The organism is Polaribacter sp. MED152, from assembly GCF_000152945.2.
Classification (GTDB): Bacteria; Bacteroidota; Bacteroidia; order Flavobacteriales; family Flavobacteriaceae; genus Polaribacter.
In genome coordinates, this window is the sequence record NC_020830.1 from 2,891,241 (window position 1) to 2,907,492 (window position 16,252).

The 16,252-nt window shown below is 30.4% G+C and carries 13 protein-coding genes; 9 read left to right on the forward strand and 4 right to left on the reverse strand.

The window, feature by feature from the left end; translation table 11 throughout:
* Positions 1-210: 210 nt before the first annotated feature.
* From acs to MED152_RS13005, 3 genes are all read left to right on the forward strand, one after another.
* Positions 211-2,118 carry an acetate--CoA ligase gene (gene acs / locus MED152_RS12995; protein WP_015482358.1) on the forward strand — a complete coding sequence of 636 codons (1,908 nt, stop codon included), beginning with the start codon at positions 211-213 and terminating at the stop codon, positions 2,116-2,118.
* Positions 2,119-2,499: 381 nt separating this feature from the next.
* A complete protein-coding gene (locus MED152_RS13000; RefSeq protein WP_015482359.1) occupies positions 2,500-4,266 on the forward strand; it encodes an ABC transporter ATP-binding protein in 1,767 nt (588 codons plus the stop codon).
* Positions 4,267-4,329: 63 nt separating this feature from the next.
* Positions 4,330-5,106, forward strand: a complete 777-nt coding sequence (locus MED152_RS13005; RefSeq protein WP_015482360.1) for a DUF6503 family protein — start codon at positions 4,330-4,332, stop codon at positions 5,104-5,106.
* Positions 5,107-5,108: 2 nt separating this feature from the next.
* On the opposite strand, the gene MED152_RS13010 is transcribed toward MED152_RS13005, so the two are convergent.
* Genes MED152_RS13010 through MED152_RS13020 form a run of 3 tightly spaced genes read right to left on the reverse strand, consistent with a single transcriptional unit; the run spans position 5,109 to position 7,962 of the window.
* Entirely contained in the window at positions 5,109-5,663 is a 555-nt protein-coding gene (locus MED152_RS13010) for an NUDIX domain-containing protein (RefSeq protein ID WP_015482361.1), read from the reverse strand.
* Positions 5,664-6,821, reverse strand: coding sequence for an aminotransferase class V-fold PLP-dependent enzyme (locus MED152_RS13015; protein WP_041383707.1), 1,158 nt, complete (start codon positions 6,819-6,821; stop codon positions 5,664-5,666).
* 52 nt (positions 6,822-6,873) lie between these two features.
* On the reverse strand, positions 6,874-7,962 hold the full coding sequence (locus tag MED152_RS13020) for a M42 family metallopeptidase (RefSeq protein WP_041384042.1): 1,089 nt from the start codon (positions 7,960-7,962) through the stop codon (positions 6,874-6,876).
* 129 nt (positions 7,963-8,091) lie between these two features.
* Here MED152_RS13020 and MED152_RS13025 point away from each other — a divergent pair, with 129 nt between their 5' ends.
* The 3 genes from MED152_RS13025 to MED152_RS13035 all read left to right on the forward strand — a co-directional run bounded on the left by MED152_RS13025 (position 8,092) and on the right by MED152_RS13035 (position 13,156).
* Positions 8,092-8,505 (forward strand): hypothetical protein, encoded by a 414-nt coding sequence (locus MED152_RS13025; RefSeq protein WP_015482364.1) that lies wholly within the window; start codon positions 8,092-8,094, stop codon positions 8,503-8,505.
* A 14-nt stretch (positions 8,506-8,519) separates the two neighbouring features.
* Entirely contained in the window at positions 8,520-9,410 is an 891-nt protein-coding gene (locus MED152_RS13030) for an ABC transporter ATP-binding protein (RefSeq protein WP_015482365.1), read from the forward strand.
* A 95-nt stretch (positions 9,411-9,505) separates the two neighbouring features.
* On the forward strand, positions 9,506-13,156 hold the full coding sequence (locus MED152_RS13035; protein ID WP_015482366.1) for a M1 family aminopeptidase: 3,651 nt from the start codon (positions 9,506-9,508) through the stop codon (positions 13,154-13,156).
* Between the two features lie 43 nt (positions 13,157-13,199).
* Here MED152_RS13035 and MED152_RS13040 read toward each other — a convergent pair whose 3' ends face one another.
* The gene (locus MED152_RS13040; protein ID WP_015482367.1) at positions 13,200-13,592 is read right to left on the reverse strand and encodes a DoxX family membrane protein; all 393 of its coding nucleotides are present in this window, start codon (positions 13,590-13,592) and stop codon (positions 13,200-13,202) included.
* 112 nt (positions 13,593-13,704) lie between these two features.
* Between MED152_RS13040 and MED152_RS13045 the strand changes: the two genes are divergently transcribed.
* The 3 genes from MED152_RS13045 to MED152_RS13055 all read left to right on the forward strand — a co-directional run bounded on the left by MED152_RS13045 (position 13,705) and on the right by MED152_RS13055 (position 16,249).
* On the forward strand, positions 13,705-14,211 hold the full coding sequence (locus tag MED152_RS13045; RefSeq protein ID WP_148284820.1) for a hypothetical protein: 507 nt from the start codon (positions 13,705-13,707) through the stop codon (positions 14,209-14,211).
* A 99-nt stretch (positions 14,212-14,310) separates the two neighbouring features.
* Positions 14,311-15,186 (forward strand): 4-hydroxy-tetrahydrodipicolinate synthase, encoded by an 876-nt coding sequence (gene dapA, locus MED152_RS13050; RefSeq protein ID WP_015482369.1) that lies wholly within the window; start codon positions 14,311-14,313, stop codon positions 15,184-15,186.
* A 193-nt stretch (positions 15,187-15,379) separates the two neighbouring features.
* The gene (locus MED152_RS13055) at positions 15,380-16,249 is read left to right on the forward strand and encodes an outer membrane protein assembly factor BamD (RefSeq protein WP_015482370.1); all 870 of its coding nucleotides are present in this window, start codon (positions 15,380-15,382) and stop codon (positions 16,247-16,249) included.
* Positions 16,250-16,252 lie beyond the last annotated feature (3 nt).

Genomic DNA, 16,252 nt, shown 5'->3' on the forward strand with positions numbered 1-16,252 from the left:
ATATATTATTCTCATTCTTATAAGATCATAAATGCAAATAAAAAAATGCTATTTAGAGATAATTTGTGGTTGTAGGTAGAATTTTTTTTTATAAAAATTAATAACTTATTACTTTACGGTTTTAACTTATCATTTAAATATTAATCGTTACAACTTAAAAAAGAAAATTAATTTCTATTTTTAGAAAAGTTTAAAACCTTTAACAGTATTATGAGTAATTATCACATCAAAAATTTTCCAGAATATTATCACGTTTATAGAAATTCGGTAAGAGAACCTGAAACATTTTGGGAAGAAATTGCAGAAGAACATTTTGTTTGGAAAAAGAAATGGGACAATGTATTAAGTTGGGATTTTTCAAAGCCCGAGATTAAATGGTTTGAAGGTGCTAAACTAAACATAACAGAAAACTGTATAGACAGGCATTTGGCAACAAGAGGAGATAAAACCGCTATTTTATTTGAGCCTAATAATCCAGATGAAGAAGCAGAGCACATTACTTACAAGCAGCTTTCAGAAAGAGTAAATCAGTTTGCGAATGTTTTAAAAGAAAATGGTATTCAAAAAGGAGATCGTGTTTGTATTTATGTACCGATGATTCCAGAATTGGCAATAGCTACACTAGCATGTGCTAGAATTGGAGCTATACATTCTGTAGTCTTTGCAGGTTTTTCTGCAACAGCATTATCAACAAGAATAAACGATGCAGACTGTAAAATGGTGATTACTTCTGACGGTTCATATAGAGGTTCTAAAACAATCGATTTAAAAGGAATTGTAGATGAGGCTTTAGAATCTTGCTCTTCTGTAGAAACTGTTTTGGTTGCTAAAAGAATCAACTCAGACATAAATATGAAAGAAGGTAGAGACAAATGGTTACAACCCTTATTAGACAAAGCATCTACGGTTTGCGAAGCAGAAGTGATGGATGCAGAAGATCCTCTATTTATTCTATACACTTCAGGTTCTACAGGAATGCCAAAAGGTATGGTTCATACTACAGCAGGTTATATGATTTACACAGCATATACGTTTAAAAATGCGTTTCAATATCGAGAAAATGATGTGTATTGGTGTACTGCAGATATTGGTTGGATTACTGGGCATTCTTATATTGTGTATGGGCCTTTAGCAAACGGAGCTACAACTTTAATGTTTGAGGGTGTACCAAGTTATCCAGATTTTGGGCGATTTTGGGACATTGTACAAAAACATAAAGTCAATCAATTTTATACAGCACCAACCGCTATTAGAGCATTGGCAAAACACGGAACAGAATTGGTAGATCAATACGATTTATCATCATTAAAAGTTCTGGGTTCTGTAGGAGAGCCAATAAACGAAGAAGCTTGGCATTGGTATAATGATACTATTGGTAAAAAGAACAGTCCAATTATAGATACTTGGTGGCAAACCGAAACTGGTGGAATGATGATTACTCCAATTCCGTTTGTAACACCAACAAAACCAACCTATGCAACATTGCCATTTATTGGTATTCAACCTTGTTTGATGGATGAAAATGGAAACGAATTAAAAGGCAATCAAGTAGAAGGTAGGTTATGTATAAAATATCCTTGGCCAAGTATGGCAAGAACCATTTGGGGAAATCATCAGCGCTATAAAGAAACCTATTTCTCTGCTTATGAAAATAAATATTTTACAGGAGATGGTGCTTTACGTGATGAAGTTGGTTACTACAGAATTACAGGAAGAGTAGATGATGTAATTATAGTTTCTGGTCATAATTTAGGAACTGCACCAATAGAAGATGCTATAAACGAGCATCCTGCAGTTGCAGAATCTGCAATTGTTGGTTTTCCACATGATATCAAGGGAAGTGCTTTATATGGCTATATAACCCTTAAAGATTTGGGTGAAAGTAGAGATCATAACAATTTAAGAAAAGAAATAAACCAATTAATTTCTGATAAAATAGGGCCAATTGCTAAGCTCGATAAAATTCAATTTTCAGAAGGTTTACCAAAAACACGTTCAGGAAAAATCATGAGACGAATTTTGCGTAAAATAGCCTCTAACGAAATGGATAATTTAGGAGATACAAGTACACTGTTAAATCCTGAAGTTGTGCAAAGTATTATAGACCATAGATTGTAACGAATGTTAAACTGAACTTGATTCAGTTTCTCAACCAATTTAAAATTTATCAATATTTAGAATGGCGTGTTTTTGCGAAAAGCAAAAACTGCGCTATTCACTGTATCTTTTTATTTATGCAGAACTTGTATCAGTATCTGGTTTTTTATAAGGTTAAAGCTATCTAAAAAAAGTTTAGAACCAATTTATACATAAAAAGGATGTCGTTTCTATCGCTCATGCAAGCTAGTTTGCCAACGAAATAAATCATTAAAAATAAGACCTGTTCAGTTTCTAAAACCTGACAGGTCTTTTGTTAACTTTGCATATCTGTCAGCAAACATTTTATGGCATGTAAATTGACAATAATTGGTCAATTCCTAACACAAACAAACTTACTTTATGCAGCATTTAAAAGAACCAATTACAAAAGATAAAAAGGGTAAAGTTTCTATTGGTAAAGCTTTTAAAACTATTATTTGGCCTAGAAGAAATTTAGTTTTTGTTGGTTTAATTTTAATTGTAATTCGAAGTTTGGCAGGCTTAATTTTGCCTTGGCAAAGTAAGGTTTTGTTAGATGAAGTTGTACCTAACAATAATTTCGATCAGCTTAAAATATTAATTATTGTAGTTTTATGTGCAATTTTAGTTCAAGCTGTAACTTCATTTTTACTTACCAGAATTTTAAGTGTACAAGCTCAATATTTAATATCAGAATTAAGAGCACAAGTGCAAAAGAAAGTTTTATCCTTACCAATAAGTTTTTTTGACAACACAAAATCTGGTGCTTTAGTTTCTAGAATTATGAGTGATGTTGAAGGCGTTCGAAATTTAATTGGTACAGGTTTAGTGCAATTGGTGGGTGGTACAATTACTGCAATTGTCTCTTTGGTTATTTTAATCAACTTAAATCCTTGGATGACCCTATTCGTGTTTTTACCAATTTCAATTTTTGGATTCGTAGCTTTAAAAGCATTCAAATTCATTCGACCTATTTTTAGAACAAGGGGTAAAATAAATGCTGAGGTAAAAGGTAGGTTAACAGAAACTTTAGCAGGAGTTAGAGTAATTAAAGCCTTTAATGCAGAAGAACAAGAAAATATAGTTTTTGAAAAAGGTGTAGATAAACTGTATCAAAACGTAAAAAAGAGTTTAACTGCAACTGCTTTAATGACCAGCTCATCTACCTTCTTAATTGGGGTAGCAACTACAGGAATTATGGGAATTGGAGGTTATTATATGATGCAAGGAGAAATGACAACAGGAGAATTTTTATTCTTTACCTTAATTCTTGGTTTTATGATTGCGCCTATAGTTCAAATGAGTAACATTGGTAGTCAATTAACAGAAGCTTTAGCAGGTTTAGATAGAACAGAAGAACTTATGAACAAGGCTGCAGAAGAAGATAATGAAGAAAGAAATATTGAGTTAAGAAACGTAAAGGGAGAAATTAATTTTACGGATGTTTCCTTTTCTTATGAAGAAGGTAAAGAAGTATTACATGATATTAATTTTAAAGTTCCTGCAGGTTCTGTAACAGCATTAGTAGGTAGTTCTGGTTCTGGTAAATCCACAATTGCTGGTTTGTCTGCCACATTTTTAAATCCGAAATCTGGTTTAATAACTATAGACGATCAAGATATGTCTAAAGTTAAATTGGCTAGTTATCGTAAAAATTTAGGGGTTGTTTTACAAGACGAATTTTTGTTTGAAGGCACTATTAAAGAAAACATTCTTTTTCCTAGACCTAATGCCTCTGAAGAAGAATTACAAAATGCTGTAAAAGCAGCTTATGTAAATGAATTTACAGATAGATTTGATAAAGGTTTAGATACCTTGATTGGTGAAAGAGGTGTTAAATTATCTGGTGGTCAAAGACAAAGATTGGCAATTGCTAGAGCTATTTTGGCAAATCCTAGAATATTAATATTAGATGAAGCTACCTCTAGTTTAGATACAGAAAGTGAGGCTCTAATTCAGAAAAGTTTATCAGAATTAATCAAAGACAGAACTACAATAGTTATCGCTCATAGATTAAGTACTATTAAAAAAGCAGATCAAATTTTAGTAATAGAATCAGGTAAAATTGCAGAAAGAGGTACTCATGAAGAATTGATTCAGGCACAAGGCAGGTATTTTGATTTGTATACCTATCAATCAAAAATTTAGGATTAATTTGTAATCTATGGCTAAATTATCGACTTAAAAATAAAATATTCAAAAAACCAAATCATGAAAAAAATAGCATTTGTATTCATTTTAGGTTTAGTAGTAGTTTCTTGTAAAAAGGAAATTAAAAAAGAAACTAAAACTAATGCGAAAACAGAAATTGTAGAAAAGGTAAATACAGATATTCCAGTAGAATTAAACAAGGTTTTTAAAACGCATGGAGGCTTAACTGCTTGGAACAGTATTCAGATATTATCTTTTAATAAAGGCGAAGAAGCACATACTGCAGATTTAAAGACTCGAAAAACGGTTATAAATTCACCTAAATATTCATTGGGCTTTGATGGCACTGAAGTTTGGCTAGATGAAGAAAATAAAGGGGATTATAAGGGTAATCCAGAGTTTTACTATAATTTATATTTTTACTTTTATGCAATGCCTTTTGTGTTGGCAGATGATGGTATTATTTACGAAAAAGCAGATGCTATTACTTTTGATGGTGTAAACTATCCAGGGTATAAAATTTCTTACAAAGCAAACGTTGGGACATCTCCAGATGATAATTATATCATTTATTACAATCCAAAAAATCATCAAATGGAATGGCTAGCATACACTGTTACATTCAATTCAAAAGCGCCAAGTGAAAAATACAATTTGATTAGATATAACAAGTGGGAAAATGTAAACGGATTGATATTACCAAAAGAAATTACTTGGTATAAAAAAGATGACAAAGGTATGCCTACAGAACCTGCAAGACCTGCAACCGAATTTACTTTGCCTTTAGCTAGTAAAGCTAAATTAGCAGATTCGTTTTTTGAGAAACCTAAAAAGTAACTTTATTTCGGTTTGTTATCAAGATTTTCTTTAATTTGATCATAAACAAAAACATAGTAATCATGAAACCTTGAAAGCAAAACGTTTTCGAGGTTTTTTGTATCTTTTAAAACTGATAAATTAAACAATTTAATAGCTGCAACTTCTTCTTTTTGAATTTTTAATTCATCAACAGGAACTTTTAATTCAGCTATAAATACATGATGATGTTCATTATCTATAATACCATTTGCATGCGAAACTTGATGAATTCTGGTACCTATTTTAATTAGATCTTTTTCATCTAAAGCTAAACCAATTTCTTCAAAAATTTCTCTTTTAGCAGAAGATAAAATTGTTTCACCTGCAGCTATATGTCCTGCCACAGAAATGTCCCACAAACCAGGAAATACCTTTTTAGTTAATGCTCTTTTTTGAAGCAGAATTTTTTCATCCTTGGTAAACAACCAAATATGCACAGTTGCATGATACCAACCATACTTATGAGCTTCGGACTTTAAAGCAGTTTTACCAGTCGGTTTTCCATCAGCCGTTAAAATATCTATAAGTTCATCCATTTATAAACAAGCTAAAATACAGTTGGTTAGTTTTGTAAAATCTTCTTTAGTATTGTAAACATGACAAGAAAGACGGATATAGTTTCCACGAAAAGAAATAAAAATATTTTCTGCCTTTAGTTTTGCTTTTAATTCGTCTAAATTTAATTGTTGTGGTAATTCAACACCAAATAAATGATGACTTCTGTAATCTTCATTTTCAATAGTACAGCCCATTGTTTTTAAAGAGATAACAGCATCTTTAGTGATTTCTTGACAGTAATCTTGAATAGCTTTTGGTGTCCAGTCTAACACTTGTTGCAAACCAGCTGTTTGCATTTTTACGTGAATAAAGCTAGCATGTTCACCTACAGAATATCTGTTGGCCAAAGGTTTGTATTTGCTTTCATAATTGGTTAATCCACTCATTTTATCGCTATTTAAACGATTAGACCAATTTTCTTCAAGTGGTTCTCCATCATCAAAATAAGAACCATAATAAGCCAAAGCACATCCATAAGGTCCAAACAACCATTTGTATCCTGCACAAATCAATGCATCTGGCTGAATTTCTTTTACAGAAAAAGGCAAAACACCTATAGACTGACTTCCATCAATAACTAATAACGCATCAACTAAAGATGTTTTTTTTCTAATAGCTTTTAAGTCAAATAAAGTTCCATTAGCCCAGTGAATATTACCTATAGAAACCAAGGCAGTTTTGTCTGAAATTGAATTTAGAATAGCATTATTCCAATTTTTACCACGATTTTCTGCATTTTCAGGCATTGAAACTATGGTTAGTTTAGCTTCAAATCTTTGCGCTAACTTTTCCCAAACATAATAGTTACTAGGAAACTGACTCTCTATTAATAATATTTCATCACCTTTATTCAGTTGAACGTTATTGGCTACTGTAGCCAAGCCATAAGATGCTGATGGTATGTTTGCAATTCTATTATAATCTTCAACTTCAATTAATTTTGCGAATAATTTTTTAAGTGTTATAACAGGATCAAAGTAGCTGTTTGTGGTAATTTTATAAGGATGACTTTTTTCTAAAACGCCAGCAATTCCTGCTTCTTCTATAGCTTTAAAAGAAGGTGATTGACTTGCAATATTTAAGTAGGTAATATTTTCAGGTAATCTAAAAAGGTGTTTTTGATTTGATAAGTTCATGGCTAAAAATAAAAAAAGCGAAGCTTGCACTTCGCTTTGTAATTATAATTTATTAATCGAAATAAGAGAAAGTATCTCCATCTTTAATTTGTAGTAATGCTTCATAAATCATTTTAATCACATTTTCAACATCACTTCTATGTACCATTTCAACTGTGGTATGCATATATCTTAAAGGTAAAGATATTAATGCAGAAGCAACACCACCATTACTATAAGCAAAAGCATCTGTATCTGTGCCTGTTGCTCTAGAAAGTGCAGATCTCTGAAAAGGAATATCTTTAGCCTCTGCTGCATCAATAATTAAATCTCTTAATTTTTGTTGTACTGCTGGTGCATAAGCTACAACAGGACCTTTACCAATTTCTAAATGACCAGCTTTTTTCATTTCGATCATTGGTGTTGTTGTATCGTGAGTAACATCTGTAACTATGGCAACATTAGGTTTAATGGTTTGTGTAATCATTTCTGCACCTCGCAAACCAATTTCTTCTTGCACAGAGTTGGTAATATATAAACCAAAAGGCAACTCAATGTTATTTTCTTTTAATAACCTACCTACTTCAGCAATCATAAAACCACCCATTCTATTATCTAAAGCTCTACAAACAAATTTATCACCATTTAATACGTGAAATTCATCTGGATACGTAATTACGCAACCTACATGAATGCCTAAGGCTAAAACTTCTTCTTTATTTGCACAACCTACATCTATTGTAATGTTATCTGGTTTTGGTGCTTGCTCATTAGATTTATCTCTGGTATGAATTGCTGGCCAACCAAACACACCTTTTACGATGCCATTCTTTGTGTGGATATTTACAATTTTACTTGGTGCAATTTGATGGTCTGATCCTCCATTTCTAATTACATAAATCAACCCATTATCTGTAATGTAATTTACGTACCAAGAAATTTCATCTGCATGCCCTTCTATAACCACTTTATATTTTGCATCTGGATTTATAACACCCACTGCAGAACCATAAGTATCTGTAATAAATTCATCTACATACGGTTTCAAGTAATTCATCCAAATTTTTTGACCTTCCCATTCATAACCAGTTGGAGATGCATTATTTAAATATTCTTCTAAAAACGCTAGTGATTCTTTATTTAATATTGATTTATCTGACATAATATATATTCTGTTTTTTGTAAAAATAAAACGTTTTTTTAAACTTTTCTTACATTTTAATCTTAAATATTGTAACATTATACCTAATAATAGCTCTAATAACAGAATCTAAAATCAAACTGAAAAAACATGAAATTTTTTAAAACTACTTTAGTACTTGCTCTATTATTTTTAGCAACAAATTGTTCAACCAAAGTTGAGGGTTCATCAGAATTTCATCCTGATTTTAAAATAGCCAAAAGCGGATTTAAAAAAGAGCTTAAAAAAGAGATTGATTTTGAGGATTTGTCAATTGGAACTTATTACACTAAAAAGAATAATATTACAGAAGAAAGAGGTTTGAATTTAACCTTTAAAAATGCAAATCAAGAAGTGTATAGTACTAATGAAGCAAATAAAAAAGCAGATTTTATAGCAACACAGGTAAATAAGTATTTATTGAATTTAGATAATTATGATTATGTAAATATTATCTTCGAAAATGAGAATGAAGAAGGTGATGTGAAAAAATCTACTAGAATTACAATAAAAAGAGAATTATAACCAACCAACATAGCATGAAACTTAGCATACAAAACTTAACAAAAACGTACAAAAACGGAGTAAAAGCAATTGATAATTTAAGTATCGAAATTGGTACAGGAATGTTTGGTCTTTTAGGGCCAAATGGTGCAGGTAAATCTTCCTTAATGAGAACAATTGCAACATTGCAAAGCCCAGATTCTGGAAGTATTATGTTTGGTGATATTAATGTGTTAGAAGATAACATGGCTTTGAGAAAAGTGTTAGGTTATTTACCACAATCTTTTGGTGTATATCCAAAAATGTCTGCAGAAGATTTGTTAGATTATTTTGCCACATTAAAAGGGGTTGCTAAAAAATCGGATAGAGAAAAATTAGTAAAAGAAGTATTAGAAATTACTAATTTATACGATGTAAGACACAAACATGTTGCAGGTTATTCAGGGGGGATGAAACAACGTTTTGGAATTGCACAGCTGCTATTGAATAATCCTAAATTAATAATTGTAGATGAGCCAACTGCAGGTTTAGATCCAGCAGAAAGACATCGTTTTTTAAATGTTTTAAGAGAGGTTGGTACCAATTGTACAGTTATATTTTCAACACATATTGTAGAGGATGTAAAAGAATTATGTAACGAAATGGCTATTTTAAATGGTGGTAAAATTTTAAAGCATACTACTCCTCAACAAGCAACAAATGAACTACAAGGTAAAATTTGGACAAAAGTTATTGAGAGAGATGATTTAGAAAGCAATGAAAAATTATATTCGATTTTATCTTCTAATTACAATCAAGATAATACCTTAAACATTAGAGTGCATTCAGAAGAGAAACCATCAGAAGACTTTGTGGCTGCAAATCCGCAATTAGATGATGTTTATTTTATTGCATTACAGCAAGATGAACCAGTTTTAAAAGTATAAGTAGATGATTATATTTTTCAATTTCTAGAAAATTAGAAATTCAAAAATCAAACTCGCTATAAATCTAAGAATCCAAACAATTTAAACATCAACAAATGTTTTCTACAATATATAAACAAGAATTAAAGTACTGGTTTGGCAGGCCAGCTTTCTATATTTACTTAGCTATATTTATATTTTTAGCTTTCTTTTTCTCAGCCACATCTGCTGGAATTTGGGATTTTCTAACAGTAACTACTGGTTCTTCTCGAATTGTAAATTCACCCATAGGTGTAAATGGTTTATTTAATGGTTTAACCACATTTATATTCTTTTTATTTCCATCTATAATTGGTGTTTCTGTCTACAGAGACTATAAAAGTGAAATGCATACCATATTGTATTCTTACCCTTTTACCAAAGCAAATTATTTATTTGCTAAGTTTTTAAGTGGTATAACAGTAGTTTCAATTATTGTTTTAGGCATTGGTTTAGGTATGATTATTGGTTTTAGGTTTCCAGGCACAAATCCAGATATTGTTGGGCCTTTTAACTTCTTAACATATGTAAAAACCTATTTACTTTTTATTTTACCAAATGTTGTTTTCTTTGGTGCTATTGTTTTTGCAATTGTAACTTTTACAAGAAATATTGCAGCTGGTTTTATAACAGTTATAATTTTAATGTTTGCGCAGGCTGTAGTTGTTAGCAATTTAGTAGAAGCAGATTATAAAATGCTAGCAGCTATTCTAGATCCTTTTGGTTCTGCATCCATTACTTACTACACAGAATATTGGACCATGTCTGAGCAAAATAGCATGCAAATTCCAGTAGAATCTATGATTATTTACAATCGTGTTTTGTGGTTGGTAATTTCAGCATTAGTTTTTGGTCTGGTCTATAAGTTCTTTTCTTTTAGTCAAAACGCATTTTCATTATCCTTTAAAAAAGTAAAAGGAGAACGTATTATAAAAAGAAATTACAGTGGAATTACAAAAATTAACTTGCCAAAAGTCACTCACGATTATTCTTTTACTCAAAACTTAAAAGCTACTTGGAAACTTTCTAATATAGATTTTAAGTACATTATTAAAAGTTGGCCTTTTATATCAATAGTATTAGTAGGCGTTCTTTTAATTGTAGTGGGTCTTTTTACAGTTGGTAATATTTTTGGAACCCAAACCTTACCTGTTACTTGGCAAATGTTAAATGGTGGAGGTGTCTTTGTTTTATCAATAAATATCTGTACGTTTTTGTATGCAGGTTTATTGGTGCAAAGAGCGCAAATTGCAAGAGTAAATCATTTGGTAGATGCAACCACAATTCCTAATTGGTCTTTATTATTTTCTAAGTTAATTGCCTTGTTGAAAATGCAATTGGTATTGGTAACTGTAGTTTTAGTATCAGGAATCATTTTTCAAATTTACAAAGGGTATTACAATTTCGAAATTGGGCATTATATTTATGAACTTTATGTTTTAGATTTTATAAATTATGTTGTTTGGGCCTTGTTAGCCTTATTTATTCAAACGCTAATTAGAAATCCATATTTAGGGCTTTTTGCTTTGTTAATCATAGCAATAGGAATGCCATTATTATCTTTTATTGGTGTAGATGAAGCAATATTTAAATATAATGAAGGGCCAGGTTTTAGTTATTCAGATATGAATGGTTATGGCTTTTCTTTAGGACCTTACTTATGGTATAAAACGTATTGGATTCTTGGAGGTATTACTTTAATTATTGTAGCCCTTACGTTTTGGGTTCGTGGAATTCCTTTTTCTTTTGCAGAAAGATTATCAATTGCTAAAAACCGATTTACAGGTAAAATTGCAACTACTTTTATCGTTTTTTTGGTAGCTTTCTTAGGTTTAGGTTTTACCATTTTTAAAGAAAATAATATTGATAATGAAAGGATATCGTCTAAAGAAATCGAAAAACGGAGAGTTGAATGGGAAAAGAAATATAAAAAATACGAAAACTACAAACAACCAAGAATAATAGCTGTAAAAACAGATGTAGATATATTTCCAAAAGAAAGAGTCTTTAATGCTTCTGCAGTATTAAAAATGGTAAACAAAACAGACAAGGCTATAGATAGTGTGTTTTTAAATCATAATTCATTAAAAAGTACTTTCGAGTTTACAAAACCAAATCAATTGGTTTTAGAAGACACCATTCATAATTTTGATATTTATAAGTTTGATACTCCAATACTTCCTGGAGACACGTTGGCACTAAAAGTTACTGTAGAAAGTGATAAGAATACCATGTTTAGAAAAAACTCTCCTATTAATGAAAACGGAACTTTTATTAATAATGGTATGTTTCCTTCTTTAGGATATTCTTCTGCAGGAGAATTAACAGACAATCAAACTCGTAAAAAGTACGATTTACCTAGAAATGATTTACGTCCTTATCCTTCAGATTCGACAGCTTTAGGTAATACATATATTTCTAAAGATTCAGATTGGATTGATTTTGAAGCAACAGTTTCTACCTCAGAAGATCAAATTGCAATTGCTCCTGGTTATTTGCAAAAAGAATGGACAGAAAATGGGCGAAGATATTTCCATTACAAGATGGATAGTAAAATACTAAATTTTTATGCCTTTAACTCTGCTAGATACGAAGTGAAAAAAGAGATGTATAAAGGCATTAGCCTTGAGATATATTATCATAAAGGGCATGAATTTAATTTAGATAGAATGATGAAAGGTATGAAAGCATCATTAGATTATAATTCAGAAAACTTTAGTCCTTATCAACACAAACAAGTAAGAATTATTGAGTTTCCAAAAACGTCAGGAACTTTTGCACAATCTTTTCCAAACACAATTCCATTTTCAGAAAGCATTGGTTTTATTGCAGATGTAGATGATGAAAGTGATGATGGTGTAGATTATCCTTATGCAGTAACAGTACATGAAGTTGCACATCAATGGTGGGCTCATCAAGTAATAGGTGCAGATGTTTTAGGTGCAACTATGTTGTCTGAAAGTATGTCTGAGTATGTTGCACTAAAAGTGCTTGAACAGGAATTAGGTAAATCTAAAATGAGAACCTTTTTAAAAGAAGCTTTAGATGGTTATTTACAACAAAGAACTTTTGAGAGTAAACGTGAAAAGCCTTTAATGTATAATGATGGTCAAGGTTATATACGTTATCAAAAAGGATCTCTGGTGTTTTATGCTCTGGGTGATTATATAGGTGATGAAAATTTAAATGGTGCTTTAAAAAGATACGTGGAAAAAGTAAAATTTCAAGAACCACCTTACACAACATCAGTAGAAATGGTAAATTATATAAGAGAAGTTACCCCAGATTCTTTACAATATATTATTAAAGATATGTTCGAAACCATTACACTATATAAAAATAGAATTGTAGAAGTAGAAACAACAGCGCTTGACAATGGTAAATTTCAGGTAGATATAGAGTTTGAAGTTGCCAAGTATAGAAATGATGAAAAAGGTAAAAAATACTTTGGAGAAAAAGAGGGTGATACTTTAGTTTATAAAAACCCAAATACAGATAAGGATGTACTTTCTACCAAATTAAATGATTACATAGATATAGGTGTTTTCGCTGAAGAAGAAATTGATGGTGTTAAAAAAGAAAAGGAAATTTACCTAAAAAAGCATAAGATTACAGCAATAAATAATAAAATTACCATAATTGTAGATGAAAAACCCTCAGAGGTTGGTGTAGATCCATACAATAAGTTAATAGATACAAAGTCAGATGATAATCGAAAGAAAATTTAAATAGTAACAAAAAAAATCTCTAAATTAATTTTAGAGATTTTTTTTATTCTGATTGATTACCAAAAAATGGAATTTGTTTTCTTTCCTTAAATAGAATAATAGCTGATATAATAAAAATGTAAACAGCTGCTCCAAACAATAAGCCATGGTCGTTATTATGGTTGATGCCAATTTTAGTAATGTGCCCTAAAATTGCACCTGTCATAACTCCCATAGTTAAAAGCGCTCCTAACCAAGTTGTTTTTGGTATATATAATAGTATGGATGCTATTAGTTCAATTATGCCTGTTCCAACTCTTAAGTAAGCTTCATCTTTACCAGCTAATTTGCTAAACAGTTCAACACTTTGGTCTGCAGCAGAAAATTTAAAAAGTAATGTCTGCAGCATTATAATTACAGCAATCATTTTTAAAATGATTAGTATGTATTTTTTCATTTATGGTTGATTTTCTATTTAGACGAAAAGGTCTAAAAACCCTTACAATATTGGTTTTATCAACAGAAAAAAGTAGTACTTTTACAATCAAATAACTACTAATTACAATCGTTTGAAAAAGAAGTTTATCAAAAGAAACTTTCAAAAACTACTCTTAGAAAAAGAACAGAATAGGGTAGTGTCTACAGATATTATTAAAACTGTAGGTATCATTTCTACAGATGAAATTTCTAATTGGATAGATATTAAAACTGCTGTAGAAGACCATTTCAAAGTTCATAATACAAAGATTTATAGTTATAGGCCTTACAGTAGAAAAGAAGAAGTGTCTTTCAAACATTTCTCAGAAAAAGATTTTAACTGGAAAGGTCAAGTATCACAACCAAATTTTAAGGTATTTATAGAGCAACCTTTCGATTTATTAATTGGTTTTTTCAATAAGAGAAACCTATATGTAGAAAATGCTGTTTTACGATCTAATGCCAAATTTAAAGTAGGTATTTCTAATGTAAATCAGGATTTGTATGACATGGAGATTGCAGTATTACCAAAAAATACCAATCAATTTTTAGAAGAATTAAAAAAATACTTACTAATTCTTAAAAAAGTAGAAAATTAAACTTCAATCTTAAAGTTGTGAATTCTTTATATTCTAAATGAATTGTACAATTTCATATTTGTAAATATTGTAATTTTACCGAGTTAAAAAATGAAACTGATGCAAAAATTTGTTGGTACAGGAGTAGCGTTAATTACGCCCTTTAAGGAAGATTTATCTGTAAATATAGAAGCACTTAAAAAATTAGTGAACTTCAACATTGAAAATGGTACAAATTACTTGGTTATAAATGGCACAACAGGTGAAAGTGCAACTATTACTAAAGAAGAAAAGCAACTTATTATAGATGTAATTATTAAAGAGAACAATAAGAGAGTTCCTTTAGTATTAGGTGTTGGTGGTAATAATACAACAGAGGTTGTAAAAGAACTTAAAACCAGAGATTTTACTGGTATAGATGGTGTTTTGTCTGTAGCTCCTTATTACAGTAAACCAACTCAAGAAGGTTTCTATCAGCATTATAAAGCATTAGCAGAAGCAACAGAATTGCCAATTATCTTATACAATGTTCCTGGCAGAACTGCTAAAAATATGGAACCATCAACAACAATTAGGTTGGCAAACGATTTTGAAAATATTGTAGGAGTTAAAGAAGCTGGTAATATTCAACAACAATACAACAGTCTCTTAAAAGATAAACCAGAAGATTTCTTAATTATTTCTGGAGACGATGATTTAGCATTAGGAGTGGCCTTAGCAGGTGGTTCAGGAGTTATCTCTGTAATTGGTCAGGCTTTTCCAGCTGAATTTTCAAAAATGATTCAATTAGGTTTAGAAGGTAAAAATAAAGAGGCTTATAAAATACACTTTAAGCTTATGGATATTATCGACTATATTTTTGAAGAAAATAATCCTGCAGGAATTAAAACTGTACTACAAGAATTAAATATTTGTGGTAATGACGTGCGTTTACCATTGGTAAAAGCAAGTAGTCAACTGTCAGAAAAGATAGCAAACTACGTAGCTAACTTTTAATTCTTAACAAACTTTTAGTATCTTCTTATTAAAATTTTAAGGCTTTTTGATGCATTATTGCAAGGTAAATTAGCGCAAGAAATTGTGATTGGCTGCAATCTGTAATTTTATGCAATAATTTAACAAAGGTTAAGTTTTATTTTGTTAAAAATAAATGCTTTTATTATCCATAATTAATTACTAATTTTGCAGGATGCAAAAAATTAAAAATTTAGCGTATTTATTGGCTTTAAGTCTTTTATTATACTCTTGTGGTGAATACCAAAAAGTGTTAAATAAAGGTAGTGTAGAAGAAAAATACAAGATGGCCGTAAAAATGTACGAAACAAAAAAGTTTAGCAAGGCATTGCGTTTGTTCGAAAAAGTTACACCAGCTTACAGAGGTAAACCACAAATGGAGCGTATTCAGTTTATGGTTGCACAATCTAATTTTAATGTAAAAAATTACACAACTGCTGGTTATTATTTTGATCGTTTTACAAAAAACTATCCAAGTAGCTCTAAAAACGAAGAGGCTGCTTTTTTATCTGCCTATAGTTACAAACTAGCTTCACCAGTTTCAAGTAAAGACCCTACAGATACAAGAAAAGCATTAGAGTCTTTTCAAATGTTTATCAATAATTATCCAGATTCTGACAAAATAGAAGAAGCAAATCAACACTATAAAGAGTTAAGATACAAGCTACAGAAAAAATATTTTGATATTGCAAAGGTGTATTACACTACCGCAGATTATGATATGAGAAACTATAAAGCAGCTATACAAGCTTTCGATAATTTATTAGCAGATTATTTAGGATCTGAATTTAAAGAAGAAGCTTTGTTTTATAGATTAAAAGCAGCACATGATTTTGTATTAAAGAGTACAGAAAGAAGAAAACCAGAAAGAATTAAAGATGCTATTGAAGCATATGATAAATTAGTAAGAAATTACCCAGAATCTCAGTACTTAGAAGAGGCTAATGAGATGTTGACTACCTTGCAAAAAGAAGATGTAAGAGTGGCTGCATTAATGGCTAAAGTAAAAGAAATAGAAAAAGGTAAGGTTTTAAATAATAATTAATAT